This window comes from Paraburkholderia sp. OAS925 (assembly GCF_040543975.1).
Taxonomy (GTDB): domain Bacteria; phylum Pseudomonadota; class Gammaproteobacteria; order Burkholderiales; family Burkholderiaceae; genus Paraburkholderia; species Paraburkholderia graminis.
On sequence record NZ_JBEUNO010000001.1, the window covers coordinates 3,781,668 to 3,795,101 of the forward strand.

16 protein-coding genes are annotated in these 13,434 nt (G+C 64.1%); 7 read left to right on the forward strand and 9 right to left on the reverse strand.

Annotated elements, in window-relative coordinates; genetic code table 11:
- Positions 1–73: 73 nt before the first annotated feature.
- Positions 74–559 carry a YajQ family cyclic di-GMP-binding protein gene (locus ABIE53_RS16560; protein WP_006050047.1) on the forward strand — a complete coding sequence of 162 codons (486 nt, stop codon included), beginning with the start codon at positions 74–76 and terminating at the stop codon, positions 557–559.
- 137 nt (positions 560–696) lie between these two features.
- On the opposite strand, the gene plsY is transcribed toward ABIE53_RS16560, so the two are convergent.
- Together plsY and ybaK are read right to left on the reverse strand one after the other, a co-directional pair.
- On the reverse strand, positions 697–1,338 hold the full coding sequence (gene plsY / locus ABIE53_RS16565; protein WP_006050046.1) for a glycerol-3-phosphate 1-O-acyltransferase PlsY: 642 nt from the start codon (positions 1,336–1,338) through the stop codon (positions 697–699).
- Between the two features lie 145 nt (positions 1,339–1,483).
- Complete coding sequence (gene ybaK, locus ABIE53_RS16570) at positions 1,484–1,975, reverse strand: Cys-tRNA(Pro) deacylase (RefSeq protein ID WP_006050045.1); 492 nt, start codon at positions 1,973–1,975, stop codon at positions 1,484–1,486.
- A gap of 140 nt (positions 1,976–2,115) precedes the next feature.
- On the opposite strand from ybaK, the gene ABIE53_RS16575 reads away from it, so the two are divergent.
- Positions 2,116–3,684 carry a class I adenylate-forming enzyme family protein gene (locus ABIE53_RS16575; protein ID WP_006050044.1) on the forward strand — a complete coding sequence of 523 codons (1,569 nt, stop codon included), beginning with the start codon at positions 2,116–2,118 and terminating at the stop codon, positions 3,682–3,684.
- Positions 3,685–3,697: 13 nt separating this feature from the next.
- Here ABIE53_RS16575 and xerD read toward each other — a convergent pair whose 3' ends face one another.
- The 3 genes from xerD to queG are packed head-to-tail and all read right to left on the reverse strand — an operon-like array spanning position 3,698 to position 6,427.
- Positions 3,698–4,666: a site-specific tyrosine recombinase XerD gene (gene xerD / locus ABIE53_RS16580; RefSeq protein ID WP_192698745.1), complete on the reverse strand. Its 969-nt coding sequence runs from the start codon at positions 4,664–4,666 to the stop codon at positions 3,698–3,700.
- On the reverse strand, positions 4,663–5,133 hold the full coding sequence (locus tag ABIE53_RS16585) for a methylated-DNA--[protein]-cysteine S-methyltransferase (RefSeq protein ID WP_006050042.1): 471 nt from the start codon (positions 5,131–5,133) through the stop codon (positions 4,663–4,665). Before ABIE53_RS16585 ends, xerD begins: the two co-directional genes overlap by 4 nt.
- A gap of 46 nt (positions 5,134–5,179) precedes the next feature.
- Positions 5,180–6,427: a tRNA epoxyqueuosine(34) reductase QueG gene (gene queG / locus ABIE53_RS16590; protein ID WP_029968112.1), complete on the reverse strand. Its 1,248-nt coding sequence runs from the start codon at positions 6,425–6,427 to the stop codon at positions 5,180–5,182.
- Positions 6,428–6,444: 17 nt separating this feature from the next.
- Here queG and tsaE point away from each other — a divergent pair, with 17 nt between their 5' ends.
- Both tsaE and ABIE53_RS16600 read left to right on the forward strand, forming a co-directional pair.
- Positions 6,445–7,008 (forward strand): tRNA (adenosine(37)-N6)-threonylcarbamoyltransferase complex ATPase subunit type 1 TsaE, encoded by a 564-nt coding sequence (gene tsaE, locus ABIE53_RS16595; protein ID WP_006050040.1) that lies wholly within the window; start codon positions 6,445–6,447, stop codon positions 7,006–7,008.
- On the forward strand, positions 6,990–8,618 hold the full coding sequence (locus ABIE53_RS16600) for an N-acetylmuramoyl-L-alanine amidase (protein WP_006050039.1): 1,629 nt from the start codon (positions 6,990–6,992) through the stop codon (positions 8,616–8,618). The genes tsaE and ABIE53_RS16600 overlap by 19 nt, the downstream gene beginning before the upstream one ends.
- A gap of 88 nt (positions 8,619–8,706) precedes the next feature.
- On the opposite strand, the gene ABIE53_RS16605 is transcribed toward ABIE53_RS16600, so the two are convergent.
- The 3 genes from ABIE53_RS16605 to ABIE53_RS16615 all read right to left on the reverse strand — a co-directional run bounded on the left by ABIE53_RS16605 (position 8,707) and on the right by ABIE53_RS16615 (position 10,308).
- Entirely contained in the window at positions 8,707–9,588 is an 882-nt protein-coding gene (locus ABIE53_RS16605) for an O-acetylserine/cysteine exporter (protein WP_006050038.1), read from the reverse strand.
- An 85-nt stretch (positions 9,589–9,673) separates the two neighbouring features.
- Positions 9,674–10,075, reverse strand: coding sequence for a type II toxin-antitoxin system VapC family toxin (locus tag ABIE53_RS16610; protein ID WP_006050037.1), 402 nt, complete (start codon positions 10,073–10,075; stop codon positions 9,674–9,676).
- The gene (locus tag ABIE53_RS16615) at positions 10,075–10,308 is read right to left on the reverse strand and encodes an antitoxin (protein WP_006050036.1); all 234 of its coding nucleotides are present in this window, start codon (positions 10,306–10,308) and stop codon (positions 10,075–10,077) included. Before ABIE53_RS16615 ends, ABIE53_RS16610 begins: the two co-directional genes overlap by 1 nt.
- Positions 10,309–10,481: 173 nt before the next feature.
- On the opposite strand from ABIE53_RS16615, the gene ABIE53_RS16620 reads away from it, so the two are divergent.
- Positions 10,482–11,357 carry a pirin family protein gene (locus ABIE53_RS16620; protein ID WP_006050035.1) on the forward strand — a complete coding sequence of 292 codons (876 nt, stop codon included), beginning with the start codon at positions 10,482–10,484 and terminating at the stop codon, positions 11,355–11,357.
- Between the two features lie 108 nt (positions 11,358–11,465).
- Positions 11,466–12,314: a thioredoxin gene (trxA, locus tag ABIE53_RS16625; protein ID WP_006050033.1), complete on the forward strand. Its 849-nt coding sequence runs from the start codon at positions 11,466–11,468 to the stop codon at positions 12,312–12,314.
- Between the two features lie 42 nt (positions 12,315–12,356).
- Here trxA and tcdA read toward each other — a convergent pair whose 3' ends face one another.
- Positions 12,357–13,208, reverse strand: coding sequence for a tRNA cyclic N6-threonylcarbamoyladenosine(37) synthase TcdA (gene tcdA / locus ABIE53_RS16630; RefSeq protein ID WP_006050032.1), 852 nt, complete (start codon positions 13,206–13,208; stop codon positions 12,357–12,359).
- On the opposite strand from tcdA, the gene ABIE53_RS16635 reads away from it, so the two are divergent.
- Positions 13,207–13,410, forward strand: coding sequence for a hypothetical protein (locus tag ABIE53_RS16635; protein ID WP_149029195.1), 204 nt, complete (start codon positions 13,207–13,209; stop codon positions 13,408–13,410). The genes tcdA and ABIE53_RS16635 overlap by 2 nt on opposite strands.
- Positions 13,411–13,434: the final 24 nt, after the last annotated feature.

Consider the following 13,434-nt stretch of genomic DNA (forward strand, 5'->3'; position numbering starts at 1 on the left):
CCGTGATTATAGCGAGTGCCCCGCGACGAGCCGCCGGCCGCGTCGCGCACCGCCGCACTATTGGGAGAATGCAATGCCATCGTTTGACGTCGTCTGCGAAGCGAACATGATCGAAGTCAAGAACGCGATCGAGCAGTCCAACAAGGAAATCTCAACCCGCTTCGACTTCAAGGGGTCGGACGCGCGCGTCGAACACAAGGAAAACGAAATCACCGCCTACGCCGACGACGACTTCAAGCTCGGCCAGGTCACAGACGTGCTGATCTCCAAAATGGCCAAGCGCAACGTCGACGTGCGCTTCCTCGACTACGGCAAGATCGAGAAGATCGGCGGCGACAAGGTCAAGCAGGTCATCAAGATCAAGAAGGGCGTGTCGGGCGATCTGTCGAAGAAAATCGTGCGCCTCGTGAAGGACAGCAAGATCAAGGTTCAGGCGAGCATTCAGGGCGACGCGGTGCGCATCACCGGGGGAAAACGCGACGACCTGCAAAGCGTGATCGCGATGCTGCGCAAGGACGTGACGGACACGCCGCTCGACTTCAATAACTTCCGCGACTGAGCGTTTATGTCATCGACGCAGCGCCGGTTTCAGCGGCGCTGCATTGACAAGCGGGAGCGCCGCAGCGCATCGAAAGTCGGAGCGCGTAGGGCGCAGAGCGCACTTCGCACGTAGCAGCACTCCGCACTGCCACCCGCTCAACGATCCTCGCCGCTCACCGCACTCGCAGCCGCCGCCTTCTTCTTATCGCCGATACGGCTTTCCTCGCCGCGCATCAGCTTGCCGATATTGCCGCGATGACGCCACACGAGCAGCGAGCTCATCACGACGATCGCCAGCGCGATGACGTGCGGCCCGAACAGAAAGCCGTCGAAGATCGGCGCGAACACTGCCGCAGCCAACGCCGCCAGCGACGAATAGCGCGTGAAGAACGCCACGATCAGCCACGTCAGAAGCGTGGCGAGGCCGAGAATCGGATTGATCGCGAGCAACACGCCGGCGGCCGTCGCCACGCCTTTGCCGCCCTTGAAGCGGAAGAACACCGGATACAGGTGGCCGAGAAACACGGCGACGCACGCAATCGCCACCGACGTATCGTCGAGCCCGTAGCGCGCGCCGAAATGCGCGACGAACCACACGGGCAACCAGCCCTTGAAGGCGTCGCCGATCAACGTGAGAATCGCGGCCTTCTTGCTGCCGCTGCGCAGCACGTTGGTCGCGCCGGGATTGCCCGAGCCGTACGAGCGCGGGTCGTCGAGCCCCATCGCGGCGCTCACGATCACGGCGAACGACACCGAACCGATCAGGTAGGCAACGACAGCAACGATCAGGTTTTGCATCTGTGACTCTTATAAGGATCGGCGGTCTGCAACTGGATACCTCAACCGCAACAGGGAACGAAAGCCGGCACGCAGCACGCGGCGGCGAACCGAAGCGGCGCACATTCTACCGAACGCGCGCACCGCGGAAACATTCAGGCAAACGTCAATCGACGCTCGCGCACTGCACCGGCCTCGCGCCCAGCAATCCGGTCAGCACTTTCGGCTCGATACTGACGAGAAAACCGCGCCGGCCGCCGTTCAGCCAGATGCGCTCCATCTCCAGAATGGTGGACTCGACGTACACCGGCATCTGCTTGCGCGTGCCGAACGGCGACGTGCCGCCGATCAGATAGCCGGAATGACGGTTCGCCACTTCGGGCTTGCACGGCTCGACGCGCTTCGCGCCGATCTGCCGCGCGAGGTTCTTCGTGCTGACCGTGCGGTCGCCGTGCATGAGGACGATCAACGGCTTCGCGTGCTCGTCCTCCATGACGAGCGTCTTCACGACCTGATGCTCGTCTACGCCAAGCTGACGCGCCGATTCGCCGGTGCCGCCATGCTCCACATAATCGTACGGATGCTCGCCGAAAGCCACGCCGTGCCGACGCAGAAACTGCGTGGCGGGCGTTTCGGAAACGTGTCTGGATTTGCTCATCGGCGCATTGTAATGGCGACTTTGCACAACGGCTATTTGCCGAATGGCCAATTGTGCGGCTTCGGGCATTGTGGCACGATCGTTCGAAAATCTTCCGGCGCGATGCACGCCGGTCACGCAATCGCCCTTAGGAGACGCACTTGACCACCGCTTCCGCTTTACGCTCCACGATCGACGTTCCCGGGCTGCTGGCCGCCCTGCCCGCGCGCATTTCCGATATTCCCGCGCTGGCCGCCGCGCGCGATCCGCAACACGTCGCGCTGATCGAGGACGCGCGTCGTCTCACCAATGCGCAGCTCATGGAGGCCGTGGACACGGTCTCCGCGTTGCTGCGCGAGTGGGGCGTGCGAGGCGGCGACCGCGTGATGATCGTCGCCGAGAACAGCATCGCGCAGATCGTGCTGCTGTTCGCCACGGCGCGGCTCGACGCGTGGGCGCTGGTGTCGAACGCGCGTCTGTCGGCGGCGGAACTGGACGCGATCCGCGCGCACGCGAAGCCGCGCGTCACCGCGTATATGGTCGAAAGCTCGGTCGATGCGAGTCAGCATGCAGAGCGTCATCAGGCACGTGAAGCGCCGGGCATGACGCCGGACATCGGCGCATGGTCCTACGTGGCGGACGACTCGGCGCAAACGCAAGCGGAACCGGTAGAAGCCGCGAGCGAGCGCCAATGCGCGGCGCTGATCTACACAACCGGCACGACGGGCGCGCCGAAGGGCGTGATGCTGTCGCATCGCAATCTGCTTTTTATCGCCACCGTGTCGAGCCGGCTGCGCCAGGTTCGTCCCGACGACGTGGTCTATGCCGTGCTGCCCATCTCGCATGTGTACGGCTTCGCGTCGGTGTGCCTCGGCAGTCTGCACGCCGGCGCGACCTTGCGGCTCGCGCCGCGCTTCGCGCCCGAAGCCGTGCGCCGCGCGCTCACCGACGAACGCGTGTCGATCTTTCAGGGCGTGCCCGCGATGCACGCCAAACTGCTCGAGCATTTGCAGACGCACGGGCATGAATGGCGCGCGCCGCATCTGCGCTTTGTGTATTCGGGCGGCTCGCCGCTCGACGCGGCGCTGAAAGCCCACGTCGAAAGCGTGTACGGTTTGCCGCTGCATAATGGCTACGGCATGACCGAAAGCAGTCCGACTGTCTCGCAGACCATGCTCGATGCGCCGCGCGCGGACTGTTCGGTCGGCGAAGTGATTCCGGGCGTCGAAGTGCGCTTTGTCGAACTCGACGGCGCGGACGCCGCGCCCGGCGCAATCGGCGAGCTATGGGTGCGCGGCCCGAACGTAATGCTCGGCTACTACCGCAACCCGGAGCAAACGCGCGCCGCAGTGACCGAAGACGGCTGGCTGAAAACCGGCGATCTCGCGCGGCAGGACGCCGATGGCGCGCTGCATATCGTCGGACGCAGCAAGGACCTGATCATCCGCTCCGGCTTCAATGTTTATCCCGCCGAGGTCGAGCATGTGCTGAACGCGCATCCGCAAGTCGTGCAGTCGGCGGTGATCGGGCGCGCAGTCGAGGGCAACGAGGAAGTGATCGCGTTCGTCGAACTGGCGGCTCACGCGACCGTTACACCGGTTGAGCTTGCCGCGTGGTGCGCCGAACGCCTTGCGCCCTACAAGCGCCCCGCCGAAGTGAAGGTGCTTGCGGCATTGCCCGCGGCATCGACGGGAAAAATTCTCAAGCACCGGCTGCGCGAATTGCTTTGAAGCTGCGTGCACGTCACCCGCGCGGATGATGCACCGCATGCAGCGACTTGAGCCGCTCGCGCGCGACGTGCGTGTAGATTTGCGTGGTCGAAATGTCGGTATGGCCGAGCAGTAGCTGCACCACGCGCAGGTCGGCGCCGTGATTGAGCAGATGCGTCGCGAACGCGTGCCGCAACGTGTGCGGCGACAACGGTGCATGCACGCCGGCCGCCGCCGCATGCCGCTTGATGATGTTCCAGAACTGCTGGCGCGTCATGCCCTCGGCGCGATTGGTGACGAACAGCGCATCGGCGGCGCGCGCGCCGAGCAGCGCTGGCCGCGCGTCGCGTAAGTAACGTTCGATCCAGCCGTGCGCTTCTTCGCCGAACGGAATCAGGCGCTCTTTCGAACCCTTGCCCATCACGCGGACCACGCCTTCGTTCAGGCCGACTTCCACGGTCTTTAGCGTGACGAGTTCGGTGACGCGCAAGCCGCTCGCGTACATCAGCTCGAGCATGGTGCGATCGCGCAGACCCAACGGCGTGTCGATGTCGGGCGCGCCGAGCAGCGCCTCGACTTGCGCTTCGCTGAGCGTCGACGGAAAGCGCGGCGGCTGCTTCGCCGAACGAATGCGCAGCGTCGGATCAACCTTCGCGCGATGCTCGCGCACAGCCCAACCGTAATAGCGGCGAAACACCGAGAGGCGCCGGTTCGCCGACGTCGATTTGTCCTTCCGACGCGCCGCGCTGTACGCGTTCAGATCGGCCTCGCTGGCGATGTCGAGCGAGGCGCCGCGCGTTTGCGCGAGCCACTCGCTGAAGAGACGCAGGTCGCGGCGATACGCGTCGAGCGTGTTGCGCGAGAGGCCGTGTTCGAGCCATAGCGCGTCGCAGAATGCGTCGATCGACGCCGAACTCGCCGCGAACAAAGGCGACTGCGCGAAGCCCGCGCTTGCGTCTGCGCCTGGGTCCGCGCTCGCGTCCTCAACCAGGGTATCGCTCATGCGTAGGGAATGCCTTCGTGCGCGAGCAGCCAGCGCTTGACGTTGCGAAAGAAGCCGTCGTCGGCATGATGCGCGAATCCGCCGATGCCGCTCGAACTCACCACGCGATGACACGGAATCACGATAGGAAAACAATTGTCGCCGCACGCCTGCCCGACCGCGCGCGGCACGCTGCCGAGCTGCCTTGCCAGTTGCCCATACGTGACGACCGCGCCGGGCGGAATCTCGCACAGCGCCTGCCACACACGCCGCCGGAACGCGGTGCCCGCGGTCGCGAGCGGCAAGTCGAATTTCGCCGACGGCTCCGCGAAATACCGCTCGATCTGCTCGACAGCGCGTTGCGCCAACGGCGTGTCCGGCGCGACGTTTTGCATCGACTCCGGCAGATAGACGATCTCGCGCACCGCCTCGCCTTCGATGCGAATGCCGACCTTGCCGAACGGCGCATCGATCACTGCGTTGAACATGTCGCCTCCTCGCACACCACAACGTAAGCCATGAATTGCCGATAGTTTACGCCGCTTCGAGCGCCCATTGCACATGCTCGCGCACGAGCGCCGAAGGATCGTCGGCACGGCGCCTGAGCGCCTCGACAATCGCCTCGCGTGCCTCCGCGCTCAACGCGTCGCGCGATGCACGCAGTGCATTGCCCATCCCGACCGCAAGGTTGCGCAACCAGCTCTCGTAACCGATGCGCCGTATCGCGCTGCCCTGCATGCGCGTGTCGAAATCGTCCGCGCTCCAGCCGAACAGCTCCACCAGCGACGCGCGATCGAGCCCATGACGCACGTCGAAATCGGCGACCGGCGCGGCCTGCGCAAACTTGTTCCACGGACACACGAGCTGACAATCGTCGCAGCCATACACGCGGTTGCCGATCAGCGGACGCATCTCCACAGGAATGCTGCCCTTCAGTTCGATCGTCAGATAGGAGATACACAGACGCGCATCCACTTTGTAAGGACCGACGATCGCTCCTGTCGGACATGCGTCGATGCAGCGCGAGCAACTGCCGCAATGCGAGCCCGGCGTTTCGGGCGCGACTTCGGGCGATGTCTCGGCGTCCGTCGGCAACGGCACATCGACGTAGATTTCGCCGAGAAAAAACAGCGAGCCCGCGTCGCGTTGCAAAAGCAGCGTGTGTTTGCCGCGCCAGCCGATGCCGGCCTTCTGCGCAAGCTCGACTTCGAGCACTGGCGCCGAGTCGGTAAACACGCGATAACCGAACGCGCCGATCTCCGCCTGAATTTTCTCTGACAGATGTTGCAGACGGTTACGCATCACCTTGTGATAGTCGCGGCCGCGCGCATAAATCGACACGACGGCAGCAGCAGGATCGGCCAGCCGCGCATGCTCGGCGCCCCGCCAGTCCTGATTGAGCGGCCCTTTGGACGAGTCGCTTTCGGGCTGCTTTCCGTTCAGTACATCAGCGGGCAAATAGGCGATGCGAGCGGTAATCACACGTAGCGTGCCGGCCACAAGCTCGGCAGGCCGCGCGCGTTTCATACCGTGTTTGGCCATATAATCCATCTCGCCGTGGCAACCCGCTTCCAGCCAGGCTGCAAGCGGCGCTTCGGCAGCGGAGAGGTCGGTATCGCTAATGCCGATCGCCCCGAAACCCAGTTCACGGCCCCACGTTTTGATGTTTTGCGCGAGCGCATGCAGCGCCGCTTCATCGAATTGACGCTCGGCACGCGCCTCGTCGCCAGTTGCAGGCGCATTGGACACAGGGCACACGGGGGACTCCGGACTTCGGTTCATCACGTCATTTTACGAGAATGCCTGACCATCCCGATCGCGCGATCGCGCCGCCCGCCGAAGTTCTGCTCGAACGCGTCTTCTCGTTCGCGGACGAAGCCGCCACGCTCGCATTTGGCGAGCGCTTCGCGCGGGCAATCGAAAGCGTCGCCGTCGCGCATGACGGCAACGCGAACGCTCAGGCATTCCACGGTCTGCAAGTACAACTGGTCGGCGATCTCGGCGCCGGCAAGACCACACTCGTGCGCGCCACCTTGCGCGGCCTCGGTCACACCGGTCGCGTGCGCAGTCCCACGTACACGCTCGTCGAGCCTTATGTACTCGAGCGGCCCACCGGGGAACTCGCGCTTTACCACTTCGATCTCTACAGGTTCACCGATCCGGCCGAATGGGCCGACGCGGGCTTTCGCGAGTATTTCGACAGCGGCGCGGTTTGCCTCGTCGAATGGCCGCAACGCGCCGGCGCGCTGCTCGGCGTGCCGGATCTCGTCTTCTCGCTCGACCTGGCTGGCGAGGGCGACGGCCGCACACTCGTCGCACAGGCATACAGCGAAACAGGAAAGGCATGTCTCGAAAGATGTTGATCAAACCGTTCCGCTCGATTGAATCGGCGGCCACCGCGACGCATAACTGGCGGCGCCGGCAGATTCTGCGCGCGGGCGCGTCCACGCTCGTGCTCGGCCTCGTCGCGCCGCGTCTCGCGCTGGCGAGTTCGGTGCTCGGCGTGCGCGTGTGGCCGGCGCGCGACTACACGCGCGTCACCATCGAATCCGATCAGCCTCTGCAAAACGCGCAGCAGTTGCTTCAGGGCCCTGACCGGCTCGTCGTCGATCTGAGCGGCCTGGATCTCGACCAGGCGTTGAAGGATCTCGTATCGAAGATCACGCCGAACGATCCGCAAATTCAATCGGTGCGTGTGGGGCAATTCCAGCCGCACGTCGTGCGCATGGTGTTCGATCTGAAGGGCTCGGTGAAGCCGCAGGTGTTCACGCTGCCCCCCGTCGGCGCGTACAAGTACCGGCTCGTGTTCGACCTGTATCCGGCCGTCGCGCCCGATCCGTTGATGGAACTGCTCGCGCAAAGCGAGCGCAAGCAGCAAACGCTGAACGAAGAAAACAGCGCGCCGCCCGCTACGTTGAGCGGCCCCGGCACGACGCCGCCGGCCGCCGACAACAGCGAGGCGTTCTTCGAGCGCTATGCGCAGAACGGCGGCAGCGGGTCCGCGGCGGGCGCACCGCATGCGCCGGCGCACAGTGGGTCGCCGTCCGGCTCTACGTCCGGGTCGCCAGGTTTGCCGCCGATCATTGCGAAGACGCCGACGCCAACGCCTGGCGTGCCGCCCACTCCCGTCACACCGCCCACGGCGATCGCGCGCAACAAGGGCAGCGGCAGCGGCGCCAACAGCGCCAAAAGTCTGGATAACGACGACAGTGGCGACGACACCTACGCGTTCACCACGCCGAAGTCGGGCAAGAGCAACACGGTGCGCCTGTTGACCGTCGCGATCGATCCGGGACACGGCGGCGAAGACCCCGGCGCGATCGGCGGCTCGGGCACTTACGAGAAGCACGTCGCGCTCGACATCGCGAAGAAACTGCGCGCGAAGATCGACGCGCAACCGAACATGCGCGCGATGATGACGCGCGACGCCGACTTCTTCGTGCCGCTGAACGTGCGCGTGCAAAAAGCGCGGCGCGTCGGCGCGGACCTGTTCGTGTCGATTCACGCCGATGCGTTCACCACGCCCGAGGCGCGCGGCTCGTCGGTGTTCGCGTTGTCGGAGCACGGCGCGTCGAGCGCGGCCGCGCGCTGGATGGCGAACAAGGAGAACGCGTCGGACCAGATTGGCGGCATCAACATCAAATCCGCCGACGCCACCGTGAATCGCGCGTTGTTCGACATGTCCACCACCGCGCAGATTCGCGACTCCATGCGCTACGGCAACTTCGTGCTGAAGGAAATCGGCGGGATCAACAAGCTGCACAAAGGTTCGGTCGAACAGGCGGGCTTCGCGGTGTTGAAGGCGCCCGACATTCCGTCGATCCTCGTGGAAACGGCGTTCATCAGCAATCCCGACGAGGAGCGGCGCCTGAACGACGACGCCTATCGCGAGAAGATGGCCGATGCGATCATGACCGGCATCAAGCGTTATTTCGCGGCGAATCCGCCGCTGGCAAAGAATCGCATGACGTGACGATGTGTCTTTCGCGCGTTGTTCTCGTCCAGCGCTCCAACAAAAAAACGGCCGCAGCAATGCGGCCGTTTTCGATCGTGCACCCGTTTCAACGCGCCAGCGACAAGCGCTGCACGACCCAGCCGCCGAATACGTTCACCGCGAGCCCCACCATCACCAGCACCGCACCGGCGATCTGCGCGGTGGAGAGCCGCTCATCGAGAAAGACCGCCGCCGATGCGAGACCGACGATCGGCACGAGCAGCGAAAACGGCGCGACCTGGCTCGCCGGATAGCGCGACAACAGACGGCTCCATAATCCATAGCCGAGCAGCGTGGCGATAAACGCGAGATAGACGACCGCGAAAATCGACATCGCGCTGATGCCGGAAAGCGCCGCCGCGATCCGCTGCGGACCCTCGAACGCATACGACAGCGCGAAGAAAGGCAGCGGCGGAATCAGACTGCCCCACACCACGAGGCCGACGAGGTCGACCTTGCCGACCTTCTTCGTGACGATGTTGCCGAGCGCCCACGAACACGCGGCGCACAGCGTGAGCAGGAAGCCGGCGAGCGTCATCGCATGGCCGCCCTGCATGCCGATCACGGCGAGGCCCGCGGCGGCGATCAGCAAACCGGCGACATTCGGCAAGCGAAAACGCTCATGCAAGAAGAACGCGGCGAAGATCAGCGTGAAAAACGCCTGCGCCTGCAACACGAGCGATGCGAGTCCGGCCGGCATGCCGACGTACATCGCCGAGAACAGAAACGCGAACTGCCCGAGCGAGATCGTCAAGCCATAGGCCAGCAACCAGCGCCATGCCAATTGTGGACGCTTGACAAAAAACACCGCCGGTATTGCCGCGAGCGTGAAGCGCAGCGCGCCGAGCAGCATCGGCGGCACGCCATGCAAGCCGACCTTGATAACGACGAAATTGACGCCCCACGCAATGACGACGACGAGCGCGAGCAGCAGGTCCCTCGGCGACATGCCGGTCTCCAATAAAGTGTTGAACCCGTCAGTTTAGCGGAGCGTGGGAAATTCGCACGGGACCGAAAGCGCAGTCGCCGTGCGCTCAGGCATTGAGCCAGTTTTCGATACGCAGGCCGGGATAGGCCGTGAAATCGCGCTCATTGTTGGTGACGAGCACGACGTCGAGCGAGACCGCGTGGGCCGCGATCAGCTTGTCGAGCTGGTCCTTCTTGCGCTCGCGCGTGGCTTCATGGATCGGGCCGTAGGCACTCGCCGCCGCGCTGTCGAACGGCGCAACCAGGATGTCTTCGACAAGCGCCGCAAGGTTGCGACGCTCGCGCGCACGATTGGCCGAGACCGCCACGCCGTACTCCAGCTCGGCGAAAGTAATGGCGGACATCACGACGTCGCCGACGAAGCATTCCGCAAAACGCTTCGCAACCTGCTCCGGCTGATTCTTCATCAGGTAGATGCACATGTTGGTGTCCAGCATGTAGCGCGGCATTACAGATCCTCGCGCTCAGCCTGCTCGTGGTCGCCGCGGCCTTCCGCCATGAAATCCGGGCTGAACTTCGAGAATTTCTTTAGTACGCCGGCGAGCGGGCGGCGCGTGGGACGAATGCGCAGTTCGTCGCCGACCCGCTCGATTTCCACTTCCATGTCGACGCTGCTAAACGCCAGTTCAGCCGGAATGCGCACGGCCTGCGAATTGCCATTGCGAAAAACCTTGGTCAGCACGTTCCGCTCCTCATACGATGATGTACATCCAATGTACATACATCACTATAGACGGGCAGCGGCGCGATGTAAATACATGTGTGTACGCCGAGCCTGGCTGGAGGCGCTGGCTGAGCCAACGCAGTAGAATCATCCATTAAGAATTTTCCTCATCCCTTCTTGCCGAGCGCCCCATGTCCTCTTCGATCAAAGCAGTTCTCAAACCGCATCTGCGCGATGTCGGCAGTCTGACTGTGCGGCGCGTGCTGCCTGCAATGGCCGCGCGTCTGATCGGACCGTTCATCTTCTTCGATCACATGGGCCCGGCGACGCTCGAACCCGGCGTCGGCCTAGACGTGCGTCCGCATCCGCATATCGGCCTCGCCACGGTGACATTTCTGTTCGAAGGCGCGATCATGCATCGCGACAGTCTCGGCTCGGAACAGAAAATCGTCCCCGGCGACGTCAACTGGATGACGGCCGGACGCGGCATCGTCCATTCCGAGCGCACGCCCGCCGAAGACCGCGCGCGCGGCCAGACCATCCACGGCATTCAGACCTGGGTCGCGCTGCCGCTCGACGACGAAGAGGTCGCGCCGTCGTTCGCGCATCACAGCGCGGACACGCTGCCGGTGGTCGAGCGCAACGGCGTCACGTTGCGCGTGATCGCCGGCACCGCGTTCGGCCAGCGTTCGCCCGTCAGCACGTTTTCCGGCACGCTGTATGTCGCGGGCGAGTTCGCGCCGGGCAGCGCGTTCGCGCTCGAACCGGAGCACGAGGAGCGCGGCGTGTATCTGGTGGAAGGCGATCTCGAGATCGACGGCACGCCGCTCGAAGTCGGTCAGATGGCCGTGCTCGCGCTCGACGAAACCGTCACGCTCGCGAGCACGCACGGCGCGCGCGTGATGGTGCTCGGCGGCGAAAAGCTCGACGGCGAACGCTTTATCGAATGGAATTTCGTCGCGAGTTCGCGTGAGAAGATCGAAGCCGCGAAACTCGCGTGGACGAATCAGGAAATGGGCACAGTGCCGGGCGAAACCGAATGGATACCGCTGCCGCTAAAAAAGTGACGGCGGAAATGACGGCGGATTTCAGGCGCGGGCGCGGCGTCAACACGCATTGAATCCGCGCAGTTCGGCCCCAGCTAACAGACAAACCGTTTTATCGACGAGGACGTAATGGACACCACTCTGGCCACATTCGAAAAGGACGTCATCACGGCGTCGACACTGGCCCCTGTGCTGGTCGATTTCTGGGCGCCGTGGTGCGGCCCCTGCAAAACGCTCGGCCCGATGCTGGAAAAGCTCGAGGCCGAAGGCGCCGGCAAATGGAAGCTCGTCAAGGTGAACGTGGACGAGAACCAGGAACTTGCCGCGCACTTCCAGGTGCGCAGCATTCCGCACGTCATGGCATTCGCGGACGGCCGGCCGGTCGATCAGTTCGTCGGCGTGCTGCCTGAAGGGCAACTGCGCGAATTCATCGAACGGCTCGTGCCGCAAGGCGCGGACGCCGCGCGTCTCGACGCGCAGGCCGCCTTGGCCGAAGGCCGCCGCGAGGACGCTTACGAGGCGTTGCAGGCCGCGCTCGCCATCGACCCGGCCTTCGACGAAGCGCGCCTCGACCGCATCGAGATGCTGCTCGATGACAACCGTATCGACGAAGCGCGCGACGAGGTCGATTTGCTGTCGCCGAAAACGACGCAAGGCATCGACGCGCGCTTCAACGCGATCAAGACGCGTCTGGACGCCGTGGATGCCGCGGCCGATCTGCCGCCGACCGACGCGCTCGAAGCGCGCGTCGCGAGCCATCCCGACGATCTGGAAGCGCGCTTCGATCTCGCGAGCGCGCTGATCGCACGCCGCAAATATGCGGGCGCGCTCGAGCATCTGCTGGCAATCGTGCAGCGCGATCGCACGTTCCGCGACGACATCGGCCGCAAGACGATGCTCTCGGTGTTCGATCTGGCCGCGCATCAGCCGGAACTCGTCGCGCAATGGCGCCGCAAGCTGAGCGCCGCGCTGTACTAGATACCAGATCCGGTGCCTTGCGCACCCGCTGCGCACTAAAGGTCACACCGCCTGCTTCGCCAGCGCCCGCAACACATACGCGGCCGCGGCGAAGCCAAAGCTCGCCGTCACGCACACGCTCGAACCAAAGCCCGCGCAATTCAGACCGACCGGCCCCGTATATCCCGGCGATGTCGCGACGTGCTCCGCTTCCGCATCGATGTCGCAGACGGCGGCTTCGGGATAGATCAGCGGCTCGTCGGAATACACGGCGCTCACCTTGAATTTCGCTTTCGGCCCACGCTGAAAACCATGCTGCTTGCGCAACTGTCCGCGCACTTTGGATAGCAACGGGTCCTGAATCGTCGCTGCAAGATCGTCGATTCGAATGCGCGTGGGATCGAGCTGGCCGCCCGCGCCGCCAATCGTGATCAACGGCTGCTTGCGCTCGACACACCATGCGATCAGCGCGGTCTTGGTGCGCACGCTGTCGATCGCATCGATCACATAATCGAAGCCGCCGCCGAGCGTCGCCGCGAAATTGTCGGGCTCCACGAAGTCTTCCACGAGACGCACATCGCACGACGGATTGATCGCGGCGATGCGCTCGGCCATCGCTTCGACCTTCGGTTTTCCGTAGTTGCCGTCGAGCGCATGAATCTGCCGGTTCGTATTGCTTTCAGCAACATTGTCGAGGTCGATCAGCGTCAGCGTGCCCACCGCGCTGCGCGCCAACGCTTCGGCGACCCACGAGCCCACTCCGCCGATACCGATCACCGCCACATGCGCGCTCTCGAACGCGGCAAGCGCGGGCGCGCCGTACAGACGCGCAATGCCGCCGAAGCGTCGCGCGCGGTCGGCGGCTTCATGCCCGTCGAGGCTGGTAGTAAGATCGGATTGCGCGGTGGTCGACATGATGGAACTCGTTGAAGGCAAGAAAGCAGAAAGCGCAAGGCAGAAAGCGCATGTGAATCGCGCAGTCCGTATTTTGCCTGAACGCATGGATCAGCATTGCCGCGGCAATCACCGTGAGAAAGTCGCCGTTCGAAAACCCGCGAAAGCGCGGCACCGGTGCATCGCGCTTGATCTGGCTGCGGGCAAAAAATTGGCGCCTTAGCTATACTGGGCTGACTGTAGCGTG